Consider the following 15561-nt stretch of genomic DNA (forward strand, 5'->3'; position numbering starts at 1 on the left):
CTTATTGATTCTGACAGAGAGATGACAGCAAGATGACAATATTGTCATCTTGCTACTTTTATATTTTAATGCTGCACGTATTCATTTAGTATGGCATCAGCATTTCTATCACGATCGCTACCATATTTTTTTATAAAATACTTTTCAGACTGCAGATGTTGATCTTGATGCTGAACTTGGCAAGCGACTCGTGCATCAACATAGCTTTTCATTTGAGCATCAGACATCTGTGCGTTATTGTGATCTAGATTTCTGGCAAACGTAGTTAAGTTATCGCAATTATCGATAATTGAAGTGCTTAGATTGGTAGTATGCGCATTAGCTGCTGATATACCGATAAGCATCGAAGCGGATAGCAGCACCACTTTTTTGAATGAACGATAGCTTTTCATATAACATCCTTAATAAATTATTAAATATTGAAACTAATTACCTGTAGTAATAATTCATAGTAGCTACTCGTATCAAGAATGAGCCGCTATGTACTATAGGTATAGATTAACAAACGAAGACTGACCATTTGATGACGAGCGCATGACATCTTTGTCAGATACCAGTCCGTTTTGTCATTTATATTGATTTGGGTATTATAAAATCATAATTATATTGAAGGATTACTATGAAAGTACTACTAGTAGAAGATGAATTAAAACTCGGCGAATATGTAAAAAAAGGCTTAAGTGAAGCAGGCTTCATTGTTGATCATCAGCTGACAGGTTTAGATGGCTACCATGCTATGATGACTGAAGAGTTTAGCGTGATACTCATGGATGTTATGCTGCCTGATGTTAGCGGTTTTGAGCTAGTACGTAATTACCGAGCGGCTGGCAAGCATACGCCAGTGTTATTTCTAACCGCAAAAGATGATTTAGATGACAAAATCAAGGGGATTGAGATTGGCGGTGATGATTATCTGACCAAACCTTTTGCCTTTGCAGAGTTAATAGTCAGGATAAAAAGCTTATTACGACGCGCCAATCAAGCCGACTATAAAAGTACGCTCATGCAAATAGCGGATCTCAAAATGGACATTGCCAAGCGCACTGTACATAGAGGAGACACGCCCATTAAACTAACCGCAAAAGAGTTCTCCCTATTACAGTTTCTATTAGAGCGCCGCGGTGAAGTATTACCACGCTCAATCATTGCTTCACAAGTATGGGATATGAACTTTGATAACGATACTAATGTGATTGATGTGGCAATAAGACGTCTGCGTATAAAAATAGACGATGAGTTTGATACCAAGCTAATTCATACTGTGCGTGGCATGGGCTACCGATTAGATGCTGTCGACGTTTCAGCTAGTAATAAAGCTGCCAGCGAAACGGAAGATAGCCAATATGATAAATAGATTGGACAATCGACGCTTACCCTTACTATGGCGAACTGTGTTTTTATTGACGATATTTGTCGTTTTATCGCAGTTGATAATCTATATCTGGGTACAGCACTCTGTTAAAGGCCATTTTGAACAAATGGATGCTGAAATCATTACCCACGCAGCCTTTAATCTACGTAAGCGCGTAACAGAGGCGGATAACCAAATAGCCTCTCAGACACTACCTAAGCCTCAAAGTCCATCAAACACTCAACAACCGCTAAGCTCGAAAGCTTCTTCAAATCTACTTCCTACAATAGCCACAGAAAATGATGATCACCTGCATTCATCAGCGCTAGATTACGATCTAAAAACTATCATTGCTGATAAAGAGGGACGATTGCTATCTAGTACTCCCAAAAACTTTGCTAATGAATTAAGTGCCGACTTTAACCTATTATCATTACAGCAAAATCATGATGACAGACAGTTTGTAATAAATATTAAAGACAGACGTTATCGAGCTATGGTTATTGGAGACGATGACATGCTTGCCCTTATCGCCTTACCCATTGACGTGCATCATCAGTATTTATTACAGTTTAACCGTCAACTTAGTCTGATCCTATTTGCCATCACACTACTGTTGGTTTCAATAGCAGCCTTAAGCGTGTATTGGGGTTTTGCCCCTTTATCCACTATCGTGCAAAGGATGAAAGGTATTCATCCTGAAAGATTGAGCGAAAGAGTAATAGTTAGTGATATGCCATTAGAGCTAAGACCTTTAGCAGAATCCTATAACTCGATGATGGCTAAGCTTGAAAGCAATTTTGAGTCGTTGTCGCGATTTTCAGACAATATCGCGCATGAGCTACGCACGCCAATAGCGACGCTGATTACGCAAACGCAAGTCATGTTAAATAAGCCTAGAGAGGAAGAGGAATATGTCGAACAATTACATCAGCAACATGACACCTTAGAGCAATTATCGGCGATGATTAACAACATGCTACTGCTAGCAAAAACCCAAAAAGGACTGAGTGATTCGCAAGTGACTACTGTAGATACTGAGGTCCTAATCAATAAGCTGTTAGATTACTTTGAAATGATTGCCGAGGATCGTGAAATAACTTTTGTAAAATTAGGAGATTTTAAGGCAGTATTAGGCGATGAAGGTTTATTGCAAAGGCTATTTGCTAATCTGCTATCAAACGCGATCTACTACGCCGCTAGTAATAGTGTCATCACAATATCAGCCACTGTCAACACTCCAAATACTTCCGTTAATACTTATAAGATGCTTGAAGACGATCAAAGTAACACTCAAACCGCGAAGCAATCTTGGCTAGAGATAACTTTTACTAATCTTCTAGAAAAACCGTTAAACCAAAGCGAAGCAGATCGATTGTTTGAGCGCTTTTATCGTCATGATAAAACTAGCCAGCACCACTCAGGCTCAGGTTTGGGTTTATCTATCGTTCAGGCTATTGCTAATGCTCATAAAGGGACGGTCAATATCACTATCAAAGATGAGTATTGTTTTGAAGTTACTGTAGGATTATTGATTGCTAAGTAGCATACACCTCAATATCCTAGTGTTCAAAATATTAATAATATGTAGACCTACTATAGGTCTATTTTATTTTGATAAGTCGAAAAGGCTCTGAATGCTATTATTCATATAGTGTATAAGGCTAGATTATGAAGTCTAGTTTTCTTAGGTGATGTTGTTGATATGGGGGTTTGATAAAGGCGTACTTTACTAACTGCCACTTCGGGCATAGCCCTACGCCTTGCGTCACTAAAACAGTCTCCCAGACTGTTTCTTAACGTTCCTCATTCGCGAAGTACGCCGTCGCATTTTTTAGTATTTCACGCTCCTCTTCAGCCACTTTGAGCTGACGCTTGAGCTGCTTTATTTCTTGAAGAGCACTCATAAGGTCAGGATCATATTGCTCTGTGCCGACAAGCTTGCCTTGATTGGATTTGTTATTCCAGTTTGAGAGCGTTTGCATGGCAATACCAAGCTGCTTTGCAGTCGCTGAAATATTGCCATTATTATCTGCTATTTTCTTGACAGCTTCGGCTTTAAATTCGTCACTATAAGTTCTGATTTTCTTGGTCATGGTAAACTCCTGTTATTGTGCTTAGTTTACCAAGTTTAGCTCTACGTTTTATTCAGCATAGCTCAGGCAGCTTAATTCCATTTATAAGGTGTCTTAGGTTTGGGAGGGTTACCCATATTTATTTAATGTGTAAATATTAGCTAAATATTTACAAATAACTTCCCAGTCATAATAACTGTTTACTCTTAACTCATTAATATACATTTATTCATCCAGACAAAAGACTTCTTTTTTAGATTATATCAACTAATGATATTATTCATAGTAAACACTAAGCAGCTCAAACCTGATAAATGTAAATTAGCAGCCTAATATAACAAAAGATAACAATATTTTTTATGAATAATATATCTTCAGGATCAGCTATCTAACTCATAAGATTGTTGGTATAAATGTTGGTATAATAAAATTAATATTTATAAATATCTTTTAATATCAAAAACTTAATCAATAAGTATGGTTGATACTGGGCCCACCATATTCAAACCCTTACAGTCATTGACTTGTAAGGGTTTTTTATTGTCTAAAATTTATGTGACTGCATGGATGTAATTAATTTTTGGGGCTGTAGTAGATAAGCACTATGCTAGACTACTTTTATGAAGAAAACCCTCCCTAAATTAGATACGCATAATATTCTACTGCTTTTCACAATATCACCATCTACAGTTTAACCTATCAAACGCTGTGCTAGAAAATTTACCAACACGCCAATTTTTACCACATTACGGCTAGTGGGCGGATACACCAAATAAATCCCGTCATCGGTCGCCAAAGACGGGGTCACTTGCCAATCAGACAACACCTGTACCAACGCCCCAGACTGCAACGCTTTCTCAATCAGCCAATTAGGTAAATGGCTAATCCCTTGTCCATCAAGCGTGGCTTGTTTCAGCATTTCTATATTATTACCCATCAAATTCCCTGTCACCCGCAAACTTTGCGTTTTACCCGTTTGATGGAAATACCACTTTGACGCATAGCCTTGATACATAAACGGCAAACAATTATGCTCGGCTAATTGTGACGGTGTTTGTGGTATTCCATGCAATCGTAGATAATCGGGACTGGCACATAACAGCCGTTGCTGAGAGGCAATAAATTTTGCTACCAAGCGGTCATCCTCCACACGCCCTAACCGCACCCCTACATCATATTTCTCATTAAATAAATCTACAAATTCATCACTGGCAAATAGCTCCAATTCAATTTTTGGGTATAAATGGGCAAATTCGGCAAGCAATGGGGCGATTTTTTCAATCCCATAGGAGCTGGGAAAAGTAAGGCACAATCGCCCTTGTGGCTCAATTTGCTCCTCTTTAATCGCTTCATTTACCTGTTGTAATTCAGCTAATATCGGCTCGGTCTGTTGTAAATAACGCATCCCTGCATGGGTCAAATCCAAATGTCTGGTTGAGCGATTCAATAGCTTAACTTGCAAGGATTGTTCTAAGTTATCAATTTGCCGAGTGACAGACGACACCGCCAGCCCAAGCTGACTTGCCGTGGCAGTAAAGCTATTAGTATTCGCCACATGGTGAAAAATAGTGAGGGCATAGAAGTAATTGATGGTCATGGATTTGTTAGCAGTTAAGTGTATTTTTGAATAAACATATTTTTGCAAAAAAAGCAAAACTGTTTCTAATTTTACCCCAATTATCATTAAAAATAAAAGCATTATACTAGGACTATATTTTTTAATGCTTCATTTAACGGAGTGACTCCCATGACCACAAGCTCACAAACTGCTGTACCAAACCTCTCTGTTCTTGGACAAGACAATAGCCAATTACTTCACACCGCTCAGACGAATGAAAATATAACCCCGCAACAAAAACAACTACCCCCTCATCTTGCCAATCACCCTGCATTTAGTGAGGTGTTTCAAGCGGATAAACTCACCTTGGGATTGATTGCCCCGTTTAAAGGCTATCCCAATAGTCCGATTCCGAGCTTAGAAGACTTTGGGGAAACCGCTGTCTTAGCAGAACAGCTTGGATTTTCTGCACTATGGTTGCGAGATGTGCCATTTTATGACCCAAGTTTTGGCGATGTTGGACAAGCATTTGACCCCATGGTTGCCATGGGGTATTTGACTGCGAAAACCCAACGAATTGCGATAGGTTCAGCAGGCATCGTTGCACCTTTGCGGAGTCCCATTCATATCGCCAAAGCCTCAGCAAGTACGGCAGTATTAAGCAATAATCGCTTTATTTTGGGGATGTCGAGTGGCGATAGACCTGTGGAATACCCTGTGTTTCAGCAAAACTTTGACAATCGTGCCGAGCGTTTTCGAGAAAGTTGGGACATGATTCGTGCCTTAACCACCCAAAAATTTCCGCAGTTTAAAGGGCAACATTATGGGGATTTAACAGGCAATATTGGCTTTATCCCTACCCTTGAACAACGCTTACCGATGGTTGCTATTGGTCGTGCCAGACAGGAACTAGATTGGCTTGCTAATACTGCCGATGCGTGGATTTGGCATGGGGTAAACCCAAAAGATACCAAAAATATCGTGCAAACCTTGGCGGATTTAAATCAAGATGACGCTTGGCATCCTTTTGGTTATGCCAATTTTGTCGAACTTAGTGAGAATCCGAATGAGCCTGCTCAATTATCTCGCAATATTTATCTACGAGGCGGGGCACATAGTTTGCTGGAATTTTGGCAAGAGCAGAAAGAACAAGGCTTATCTCATGTCACCATTAATTTAAAGCCTACCAAACGCCCTGTCAAAGAAACGTTGCAAGACTTAGCAGAAAATGTGCTAGCCAAATTAAACCAATAAAAATGGGGGTGGTGTATCAAAAAGTATGCTGGGGTAATAAAGGAAGGGTGACAGCCGAAGCAAGATGATATATTTGAGGTTATGAAGACACAAATACAGATCAATTGCCCCGACTGTCTTAGTCACAGTCTTAGTCTAAAGAAAAATGGTATAAAAAGCTATGGCAAGCAGAACTACCAATGTAAGGACTGCAAACGACAATTCATTGATGACCATGCCTTAAACTACCAAGGCTGTTACTCTCAAATAGAAGACATCTTACGGCTGATGACTGCTCGAGGCTGCGGTGTTAGAGACATAGCCATCATTACCTCGGTGAGTATTGGTAAAGTGCTCAGCACCATAAGCTCATCCGTTTATAAGATCCTGCCTAATAAGCGCTACTATGAACGCTTAGAAGTTAATGATTTTTGGACTTACGTATATCGCAAGAAGCGTAAAGTCTGGCTTATTTATGCTTATGACCGGGCTACTAATGAGATTGTCACTTATGTTTGGGGCAAACGCGACTTAAAAACAGCTCAGAAACTAAGAGCGCGTCTTAAGCAACTTAAAGTGAGCTATGACTCTATTAGCATGGACAATTGGGACAGTTTCATAACGTCCTTTAAACCAGATAACAAACAAGTTGGCAAACAGCATACGATAGGTATTGAAGGCAATAATTGCCGTCTTAGACACCGACTAAAACGAGCCGTTAGAAGAACCTGTTGTTTCTCTAAGAAGCTCGATAATCACTTAAAAGTGTTTGATTTGGTATTCTTTTATATCAATGATGGCTATGTCTGATGTCAGCATACTTTTTAGAACACCACCGATACTTTAAAGGTATTAATTCTAAATTGTAGATTTAACTAGGGTGTGTTGACAATTACCGTCAATGGATAATCGTCGCTGCTAAATAGATATTAGCAGCAAACGACTCATCCGTTTTTTCAGCACGCATGGCAATTTTCTTGCATCTCTGCGAGTATAAGCCTTATCTGTTTGCTCAAACAAAAAATCCTAATACCACGATGAAAAGTGGTATTAGGATTTTTTTATATCTTTTTTAGGGGCTGTCCTAGATAACTAGTTCAAACCCTGTTTAACCCATTGTTTTAATTGTAGTAATTGCGACTTTGGGTCACTGTGATTAAAACGCCACTCACATTCCTTTAAATAGAGGTGAAAATGCTCTTTTGGAACCCCGTTAAACTTACGTAGATGCCGTTTGGCTTGGTTCCAAAAGTTCTCTATACCATTAATGTGATTCTTGTCATTAACAAAGGTTTTGGAGTGGTTGATACGATAATGAGTAAACTCACTGACATCTAATGCGTTATAGCTTTTAAATGAGTCAGTATAAACAATGCTATCAGGCTTCACTTTTTCTCTTATGATGGGGATCAAAGTATCTGCTTTAGCATTGGGTATAATACAAGCGTAGACCTTGCCATTACGCTTTAACTGGCTGTGGTTTTATTAACACCAATTAGGCTTGCTGCTGTTCTCGCGGTAGAACCAGCAACAAATAACTCGATGAGTCTGTTTTGTTTATACCAACTTAGTTTACTCTTTCTCATAGTGCTATCCTAAATAATTTTACTTATCTAGGACAGCCCCAAAAACAATTAGTCTAAAAAAAAGACTTAGCAAACGTCTCCTTTAAACTCTTTGGCTCACGGCGCTTGACATCGTTGAGTTTATGGCGAGTCTCGGAGGCGACTTGATAGGCCTTGAGACGCGACTGTTGTAAGTTTCCGATAGGACGGTTCTCTTCAAGACAGCGAAATGGGGTAAAGGATAGATTCTCCATAATCTCAAAATTACCGTCATCTGGTACGTCTTGGCAAGGAAGAGTTAAACGCGCTACGGTGACAAAGGGCGTATCCGACTCTTGCCACTGCGTCGTAATCTCTTCAATCGGCTGCTTTTTGAGATTACGGCATAGCTGAATCTGGATATCAAACTGATAATCATGTTCGCGTATCTCCTCGACGATAAGCGGTCGCAGTGCCTCTTCGCGGGCGTCGACATCGACATCACGGCGCGTGACTTTTTTGACAGAAGCGGCTGTTGGCGTTGCCCGTATCTTTGCCATATAATCACCATGACGCACCACACCTTGCGAATGAAAGTCGTATAACAAGGTATTTTTTGGTTCAATCCTCGTAAAGCCGCCGATAGCTTTAAAGGTTTTAATCGACTCTTTGGTTGGTAATCTTGAGCCGTAATTGGTCAGCCAGTTAAACGCCAACTGCGCTTTACCGATCGCGCCCTTCTCCGTGTATTTAGGTAATTCCAAAAACAGTCTTGAGAGATAGGTATACTCCTCAATTCTATTGCAAAAGAACACCGGATGATTGATAAAGTTATAATCAAAGGTCGTACTGTCCTCCTCACCGGGAGCGAGCTTCTTACCCGGTACGTCAAAGACTTTAATCGCGAGACCTTGAGCAAAGCCCAACTTACGATCAGCGAATACTCGAGATGAACCGTTGGACAAACGAATCACCGCATCATGAATGCCCGCTTTAGCATACAAACCTTGCGCGTACTCTTTGGGAATATCATCTAATATCTCAAACTTGGCTTTTAGTGCGCAGTACCCCTTGGCATGGGCATCACGCGTGTGATAATCGATATTGCTGGCTTTATCACTACGCGCAATATAGCTTTTGATATCGTCGGTAATAGTACGAATGTTTTTTTCGTCCTCAGCATTTAATTCGATATATTTTGGATCGTAGGGGACGTATTTGGGTTTAAATAATTTTTTTAGCATTATATTTCCTCATTTTATTCATGATTATTATTGTTAAGTGGTGACTATTACAAATGGTACTGAGAGTTAAGACAGCTCGCTAATCCATTTTAGCGCCGATAAACTCGGAATAAAAAAGTACTCGCCGCCGTGCAAGGTATTAAAGGTTTCAATACCATGGTAGCGTTTGCGAATTGGATCAGCCGGAACAGTAAAGGTATCTGCATCGCTGTCTTTATCACTTCCTCCTTTATCACCAGAGTGCAAACCAACCATAGGATCTTTTTCTTCGCCTAAGCTCATAAAGTTGCCATCGTTGATCCACTGTGATTGCAAGAACTCAACCGTCTCCATGGCATGAGCATTAATACCAATAAAAAACAGACCGCGATCTTTGCCATCGTCCTCTATTACATCGGGTGGCACAACTTCACCAAAGCCCACGCTACGTCTAACGATACGGTGAATACGCACATCGGATAAAATAAAATCTTCGCTATCGCGGGGGTTCATACGCCTGATATGCGCACCAAACGGACACTTTTTACCGTAAGGATCGTCTTTATAACCAAAGTCGTTATTGCGGCTGGGATCATCGCCAAGCGCTTTATCATCATGATCGGGAGACAAAATGAGCGGCGCGCCTGAACGCCAGCGTCCCCACATTTTTGCACCAAGCAGCTCCGCCTCTTCCTCGCTGTCGGTATTATCTTTGCGGTATTTATTAAAAGCAGCAACATGGCTATGATAAGCACGTAATACCATAAACGAGCCGTTCTTGCCTAAGACTTCAGGCTGCGGCATAGGCGCAACCAGCCCTGCCTCCCCTTCGTAACCGAGCACAAACTCCCCTGCGGCAATAGGATCGCCGTCATGGTTCGAAGGCGTCTGAATACCACTGCCTTGAATCTCAGGATTACTGATACCATCACGATAACCAAAGACGTTTTTGACGTTGTCATTTGAACCAAAGTCCTGCTCGATTAGGATTTCTACATCACCATTAGCAGGATTGTCCACATCGATATGATCGGTAAGATTATCTCGAAGCTCGTCAAGTTTGGCCTGCCATTTATCTTTAGTATCAGCGATAATAGCCGCGCCCACATGGATATCACCCTTATCCCCAAAAGGTGCCATCCAATTCTCAGGGGCATTAACATCAAAATCGCGCAACTGCTCAGCACGCGCTGCCATACCTGCTTTAAAAGACTCAGGAAAGCTATCAAGTGATGACTGCGGTACACCTAACGCTTGTAGACCCTCGTAAGTCATGACGATAGACAGCGTGGCTTGCATGTCTTTGTGCCAGTCTTCACTACCGGTTACATCAGGCAACACCTGCGCTAGCATTTGTTTGCCAACGTCAGCATTATTGATTTTTAGTGCTACTACCGTGCCAAAATATGGGGTGGGACGCTCACGTAGGACGATGGATTGAATATCTTTTAGCTGCATGGTGACGAGATTGGGGTTAAAGACCCCGCGCGCCCTACGAGCCATCATCTCAATACCGTCACCGACTTCCTCTTTCACGCCTTTAAGCCACGTCTCAAAATCACTGTTTTCGATGCGATTGCCAAACTCATCTTTTAAGTCTTGCAACTTATCGGTCAATCCCGTTAAAGGTTTGTTATCATCATTACTCATACATCGCCCTATTCATTTTTTATCGTTATTAAAGTATGACCGTATCAAAGCCCTGAAATTTATGCACTTAAAAATACAATATCTTGAAAATTAGTTTGTTTGTGCTTCATCTAAAGCTTTATTGATGCCTTTAACAATACGCTCATGACGGCGAATATCTTGTACCGTCAGATGCGGGACGCCTACGTACCAGCCTGCAGCGGTAATCTGATGATCAAGAATAAACTGCTTAACACTTGGGTCTTTGATACCCGGCCAGCCTTCGACATTGCCGAATAAAATATCCATGAGTTCAGGAATTTTGGTGGCGAAATCATCAATATAAGGATCCCAGTCGCCGTCATAAGCGGTGCAAAAAAGCACTCTTGTATCATTATCTAAAAAGACGAAGCGCAAATCGTGCAAAGTGCCTACCCTTGTCGCGCCTTTTAGATTGCCCCCTGCTATTTTTAGAATCTCTTTGAGACGGGCAGCGCCGCCGTCTTTTAGCGGTGCGATAACGGTAAGCTCGGATACTTTGCCTGACTTTAGACCTTTCTCGCCGGCGCTAGAGGTTGAATGATCATAACCATCATTGCCACCCTCTTTTAAATTCGCCACTAACAGATCTGCACGTAGTTTAAAGGCATCCATAGACTCAGTGATTTTATCTTTCAGATCTTCTGAATTATCAATAATGCGCTCTTTATTATTGTTTTTACTCATAAGTCTTTCCTATATGATTGCTGTTGAGCTATTACCATAGCAAAAACGGTAAAAGGCTCAAGTAATAGCGGACTAATCACACAAAACAAAACATAGGTTTAACAATAACGTTTTAGATTGCAGCAGTGTTACAAAGATAGACGGCGCACTTACCGGCGCAATAAATCTTGGTCGTACTTATTAAGTCTTTAAAAGCATGACTGTTTTTGTACTTGTTATTAAATACTAAAAAAGCTTGGCTACTCTAGGTAACCAAGCTTTGAAATCATACTTCGAGTTTTTATAATTATTTATATAGTCAGTTCAAAATAAAATTGTTATGGTTAGGACAAACATCATAAAACAATTTGGATAAGTCGTTTTCCATCCAGCCTTGGCGTAGAAACTTTACTTGTGCCCATTTCTTTTCAATGGAATTCAGATCAGGGCTGTATGGTGGCAGCCATAGAATACGATGACCATGCCTATTCAGTAGCTTTTGAATACGCTTACTCTTATGAAATCTGGCATTATCCATCACAATCAAGCATTTGGTTTTAAGACTTGGGATTAGCTTGTGTTTGCACCAGTGATAGAAGACGATGCTGTTGATGTTTGTCTCAAAGTAATCTAGGGCAAACAGCATCTTTTCATACAGAGCACCGATAACGTTGGTTCGCTTTTTACCTTGCCAGTTGTAGCTATCGATACAAGGCTTACCAATCGGTGCATAACCATGAGAGCGAATGGTCTGACTCTCAAAGCCGCGCGCGTATATATAAACGATGGGATAGCCTTGTTGCCTAAAGTGCTCAAGCTTATTCTGATATATCGCTCTTTTGATCGGACAGGCTTTTGGATGTTCTAAAGTCTTTTTTTTGACTGATGCCTAGGCGCTTTAGGGCATGATGAATGCCTGTTTTACTACAGTTCAAACGGAAATACCCCCCAAATTTAAAACACCAAATAAGTAGAACTAAGCTGCCATTATACTATCGATATCCTTCCAATTTTCTTGCATCTCTGCGAGTATAAGCCTTATCTGTTTGCTCAAACAAAAAATCCTAATACCACTTTTCATCGTGGTATTAGGATTTTTTTATATCTTTTCTATATTAAAAAGAAGTACGGCGATAGTGACGGTATTCAGGTAACCAAAAGTTTGCCTCTATTCTGCGTTGTAAGTTTTCCGCGGTATCAGGTAGTGCCAGCTTATCTTCAACCGCTTGCACTGCTACGGCATAGGCTATTTTTTCACTAATCTCTCTGATCACTTTGATTGGCGGTAGTATAGCACCCGGTGCTTTTTGGTACTCCATAGAGATATCTGCAAGGGCTTGGCTTGCCGCCATTAGCATATTATCACTGATACTTGTCGCCTGAGCCACCAAAACGCCAAGACCGATGCCTGGGAATATATAGCTGTTATTACACTGAGACACCTCAAAGGTCTGGCCATTGAAGGTCGTGGGAGGAAAAGGACTGCCTGTTGCAATGATGGCTTTGCCACGACTCCAGTTCATCACTTCTTGCGGTGTTGCCTCAACACGAGTTGTTGGGTTTGACAGCGGTAATACAATTGGATGTTCCGTATTGGCGCATAACGCTTCGATGACCTCTTGGGTAAACAGACCTTTTTGGCCACTGACACCGAACAATACCGTCACACCGCCTTGCTGAACGACTTGTGCCAAACCGAGCTTGTTGCTCTTGTCCCAATGCGCAATGTCTGATTCTTTTTGTACCAATGGTACTTGGAATTTTTGTAGCTCGGTCATGCTGTCGGTCAACAGACCATAACGATCCACCATAAATACTTGGCTACGTGCTTGCGCTTCAGTCAACCCTTCACGCTGCATTTGGCGAACAATATGTTCGGCGATACCACAACCTGCCGAGCCTGCGCCCAAAAACGCGATTTTTTGCTCGCTTAATTTTTGACCTTTATTCAAGCAAGCAGCAATCAAGGTACCGACCGATACCGCAGCTGTCCCTTGGATATCATCATTGAAACAGCATAGCTGGTCACGATATTTATTCAATAATGGGGTGGCATTTTCCTGTGCAAAATCTTCAAACTGCAATAACGCTTCTGGCCAACGGCGTTTAACGGCTTGAATGAATAAATCCACAAACTCATTATACTCATCGCCAGAGATACGTGGGTTTCTCCAGCCCATATACATAGGATCGTCAAGGAGCTGTTGATTATTGGTGCCGACATCTAACAAGATTGGTAAGCAATACGCTGGGCTAATACCACCGCACGCCGTGTATAAAGACAACTTACCGATTGGAATGCCCATACCGCCAATACCTTGGTCTCCAAGGCCCAATATACGTTCGCCGTCAGTGACAACGATCACTTTGACGTTTTGTTTGGTGGCATTTTGCAATATATCATCAATTTGATGGCGCTCAGCATATGAGACAAATAGCCCCCGTTTACGGCGATAGATTTGCGAGAATTTTTCACACGCTTGACCAACTGTCGGGGTATATATGAGCGGCATGATTTCTTCAATGTGCTGCTCAACCAAATGATAAAACAAGGTTTCATTGGTGTCTTGAATATTACGCAAATAGATATGCTTGTCCATATCACTCGTGAATGAGCGCAGCTGATGATAAGCACGCAATGATTGCTCTTCAATCGTCTCAATATTATGCGGTAGTAACCCAGTTAAATTAAAGCTATTGCGCTCTTCTGCTGAGAAGGCACTGCCTTTATTGAGTAAAGGGGTCTCTAAAAGAGCGGGGCCAGCAACGGGAATATATAAGGGACGCTTATTTGACATGATAAAATATTCTTCTTAAGGGCATATGAATGAAAACTGTATTAGGGCTGCATTATACATAGCATCGACTGCTATTTAACAATATGTAACAAAATCATTTTAAACATGTATTTTTTTAGAGATCTTTATCATTATGCATTCCATCCTGATTCGCATCCAATCGCTGACAATATATAATTGTCTTGATAAACAATTGCCCAATTGATATAGCAGATATATACTCTTATAAAAGCATATATTTGTAAGGGAGGCTAAATTGTTTATTAATCATAAAAGATGTCCGAAATGTGATACTAGCCTCAAACGTTCTGATTGGAGCTGTAGCCACTGTGGTAACCAAAATTTGACGAATTGGATGCTCACTTTGCCTATGTGGGGCATTGGCATTTTTATCTTCATCATGATTATTCTATTGATGATTAACAATTTTTGTAGTACTGAGATGTTCCGTTCATTTAGCAAGAGTTATGGTGTTATGTGCTGATTATAGACATAAAAAAGCCCAGCTATATCAATAGCTAGGCTTATATTTATCAAGTAGCTCATATCTATCAAGTGACTAAAGATGACTAAATAAAATCCATGTACCGATGGCAATTAGCATCACACCACCAAATATTTCAGCTCTGTGACCGATTATGGAGCCCAACACCTTTCCTAACATCACCCCTAGCGTGACCATTATCGTAGTCGCTAGACCAATCAGACCTGCCGCCAGCAAAATATTGACCTTGACAAATGCTAGGCTCACACCGACAGCCATGGCATCGATGCTGGTACCAAATGCAGTCAAAGCAAGTTTGAAAACAGAATGTCTCGATAGCACTTCTGCCGTTTCATCACTTGGCTTCAGTCCCTCATACAGCATGTGCAGACCGAGCGTAAAAAGTATGACAAACGCGACCCAATGATCCCATGCCTCAATAAAAGACGCATCTATAAAGGATGTGGCAGAGTGACCAATTAACCAACCAATAATCGGCGTGATCGCTTCAATGGTGCCAAAAATAACACCCATTCTGAAGGCTTCGGTAAAACGAGGGTTTTTAAGAATTGCTCCTTTACTGATTGCCACAGAAAAGGCATCCGTAGACATAGAAAAAGCAAGTAATAGAAGTGCGATAGGATTCATGTGATTTTCTCTGGTCGAGTATAGAGTCCACGACATAGCCACACCCCCGACCTGCAGTGTAGATATATCGATGGTCTCGCCAACCGAGAGGTGTTCGCACCATGGCATGTGGCCAAGTGTGTTGATACGAACGCTTTCGCAGTACGAAAGCAGGCTACTCCCCAAAGAGTGCTTAGATTAGCATTGATACGCTATAAGTCAATCATAAAATACTAAAGAAGAATTTTACACCTGATAAAGCGTGAAGTTGGAAACGCTAGCAAATACTCTTGGAGCAGATGAATGATTTAGAGAGTTATGAACATAAAGAAAC

Annotated in this window: 12 protein-coding genes, 3 pseudogenes and 1 riboswitch; of the genes and pseudogenes, 4 read left to right on the forward strand and 11 right to left on the reverse strand. The window is 40.9% G+C overall.

What is annotated here, in order from left to right:
- Nucleotides 1–65: 65 nt before the first annotated feature.
- A complete protein-coding gene (locus tag CUR83_RS08285; protein ID WP_093068413.1) occupies nt 66–392 on the reverse strand; it encodes a hypothetical protein in 327 nt (108 codons plus the stop codon).
- Between the two features lie 227 nt (nt 393–619).
- On the opposite strand from CUR83_RS08285, the gene CUR83_RS08290 reads away from it, so the two are divergent.
- On the forward strand, nt 620–1354 hold the full coding sequence (locus tag CUR83_RS08290; RefSeq protein ID WP_025645672.1) for a heavy metal response regulator transcription factor: 735 nt from the start codon (nt 620–622) through the stop codon (nt 1352–1354).
- Entirely contained in the window at nt 1344–2897 is a 1554-nt protein-coding gene (locus CUR83_RS08295) for an ATP-binding protein (RefSeq protein ID WP_284719440.1), read from the forward strand. Before CUR83_RS08290 ends, CUR83_RS08295 begins: the two co-directional genes overlap by 11 nt.
- 286 nt (nt 2898–3183) lie before the next feature.
- Here CUR83_RS08295 and CUR83_RS08300 read toward each other — a convergent pair.
- Nucleotides 3184–3447: pseudogene (locus CUR83_RS08300) on the reverse strand (transposase); the annotation flags it as partial.
- Between the two features lie 670 nt (nt 3448–4117).
- Entirely contained in the window at nt 4118–5023 is a 906-nt protein-coding gene (locus CUR83_RS08305; protein ID WP_284719441.1) for a LysR family transcriptional regulator, read from the reverse strand.
- 150 nt (nt 5024–5173) lie between these two features.
- Here CUR83_RS08305 and CUR83_RS08310 point away from each other — a divergent pair, with 150 nt between their 5' ends.
- Complete coding sequence (locus tag CUR83_RS08310; RefSeq protein WP_284719442.1) at nt 5174–6238, forward strand: TIGR03571 family LLM class oxidoreductase; 1065 nt, start codon at nt 5174–5176, stop codon at nt 6236–6238.
- An 81-nt stretch (nt 6239–6319) separates the two neighbouring features.
- Nucleotides 6320–7027 (forward strand): IS1 family transposase, encoded by a 708-nt coding sequence (locus CUR83_RS08315; RefSeq protein ID WP_284719443.1) that lies wholly within the window; start codon nt 6320–6322, stop codon nt 7025–7027.
- A 282-nt stretch (nt 7028–7309) separates the two neighbouring features.
- On the opposite strand, the pseudogene CUR83_RS08320 reads toward CUR83_RS08315, so the two are convergent.
- The 8 genes and pseudogenes from CUR83_RS08320 to CUR83_RS08355 form a co-directional block, all read right to left on the reverse strand.
- Nucleotides 7310–7803: pseudogene (locus CUR83_RS08320) on the reverse strand (IS1595 family transposase).
- A gap of 53 nt (nt 7804–7856) precedes the next feature.
- Nucleotides 7857–9005 (reverse strand): catalase family protein, encoded by a 1149-nt coding sequence (locus tag CUR83_RS08325; RefSeq protein ID WP_093068400.1) that lies wholly within the window; start codon nt 9003–9005, stop codon nt 7857–7859.
- A gap of 66 nt (nt 9006–9071) precedes the next feature.
- Entirely contained in the window at nt 9072–10634 is a 1563-nt protein-coding gene (locus CUR83_RS08330) for a Dyp-type peroxidase (RefSeq protein WP_284719444.1), read from the reverse strand.
- A gap of 90 nt (nt 10635–10724) precedes the next feature.
- Nucleotides 10725–11267, reverse strand: a complete 543-nt coding sequence (locus CUR83_RS08335) for a hypothetical protein (RefSeq protein WP_058023649.1) — start codon at nt 11265–11267, stop codon at nt 10725–10727.
- A gap of 370 nt (nt 11268–11637) precedes the next feature.
- Nucleotides 11638–12162, reverse strand: coding sequence for a transposase (locus tag CUR83_RS08340; RefSeq protein ID WP_342213131.1), 525 nt, complete (start codon nt 12160–12162; stop codon nt 11638–11640).
- A pseudogene (locus CUR83_RS08345) lies at nt 12137–12256 on the reverse strand (IS630 transposase-related protein); the annotation flags it as partial. The pseudogene CUR83_RS08345 and the gene CUR83_RS08340, both read right to left, overlap by 26 nt.
- A 177-nt stretch (nt 12257–12433) precedes the next feature.
- Entirely contained in the window at nt 12434–14116 is a 1683-nt protein-coding gene (locus CUR83_RS08350) for an NAD-dependent malic enzyme (RefSeq protein ID WP_425301279.1), read from the reverse strand.
- Between the two features lie 559 nt (nt 14117–14675).
- A complete protein-coding gene (locus CUR83_RS08355) occupies nt 14676–15248 on the reverse strand; it encodes a manganese efflux pump MntP (RefSeq protein WP_071001792.1) in 573 nt (190 codons plus the stop codon).
- Between the two features lie 7 nt (nt 15249–15255).
- A riboswitch (yybP-ykoY riboswitch) is annotated at nt 15256–15423 on the reverse strand.
- Between the last annotated feature and the right edge of the window lie 138 nt (nt 15424–15561).

Source organism: Psychrobacter pocilloporae, assembly GCF_029872915.1.
In the GTDB taxonomy this organism is placed as follows: domain Bacteria; phylum Pseudomonadota; class Gammaproteobacteria; order Pseudomonadales; family Moraxellaceae; genus Psychrobacter; species Psychrobacter pacificensis.

Coding starts and splice junctions, on each gene's coding strand:
- CUR83_RS08295 (WP_284719440.1), top strand. CDS start 1,344: ATGATAAATAGATTGGACAATCGACGCTTACCCTTACTATGGCGAACT.
- CUR83_RS08290 (WP_025645672.1), top strand. CDS start 620: ATGAAAGTACTACTAGTAGAAGATGAATTAAAACTCGGCGAATATGTA.
- CUR83_RS08325 (WP_093068400.1), bottom strand. CDS start 9,005: ATGCTAAAAAAATTATTTAAACCCAAATACGTCCCCTACGATCCAAAA.
- CUR83_RS08335 (WP_058023649.1), bottom strand. CDS start 11,267: ATGGATGCCTTTAAACTACGTGCAGATCTGTTAGTGGCGAATTTAAAA.
- CUR83_RS08305 (WP_284719441.1), bottom strand. CDS start 5,023: ATGACCATCAATTACTTCTATGCCCTCACTATTTTTCACCATGTGGCG.
- CUR83_RS08315 (WP_284719443.1), top strand. CDS start 6,320: ATGAAGACACAAATACAGATCAATTGCCCCGACTGTCTTAGTCACAGT.
- CUR83_RS08330 (WP_284719444.1), bottom strand. CDS start 10,634: ATGAGTAATGATGATAACAAACCTTTAACGGGATTGACCGATAAGTTG.
- CUR83_RS08350 (WP_425301279.1), bottom strand. CDS start 14,116: ATGTCAAATAAGCGTCCCTTATATATTCCCGTTGCTGGCCCCGCTCTT.
- CUR83_RS08310 (WP_284719442.1), top strand. CDS start 5,174: ATGACCACAAGCTCACAAACTGCTGTACCAAACCTCTCTGTTCTTGGA.
- CUR83_RS08285 (WP_093068413.1), bottom strand. CDS start 392: ATGAAAAGCTATCGTTCATTCAAAAAAGTGGTGCTGCTATCCGCTTCG.
- CUR83_RS08355 (WP_071001792.1), bottom strand. CDS start 15,248: ATGAATCCTATCGCACTTCTATTACTTGCTTTTTCTATGTCTACGGAT.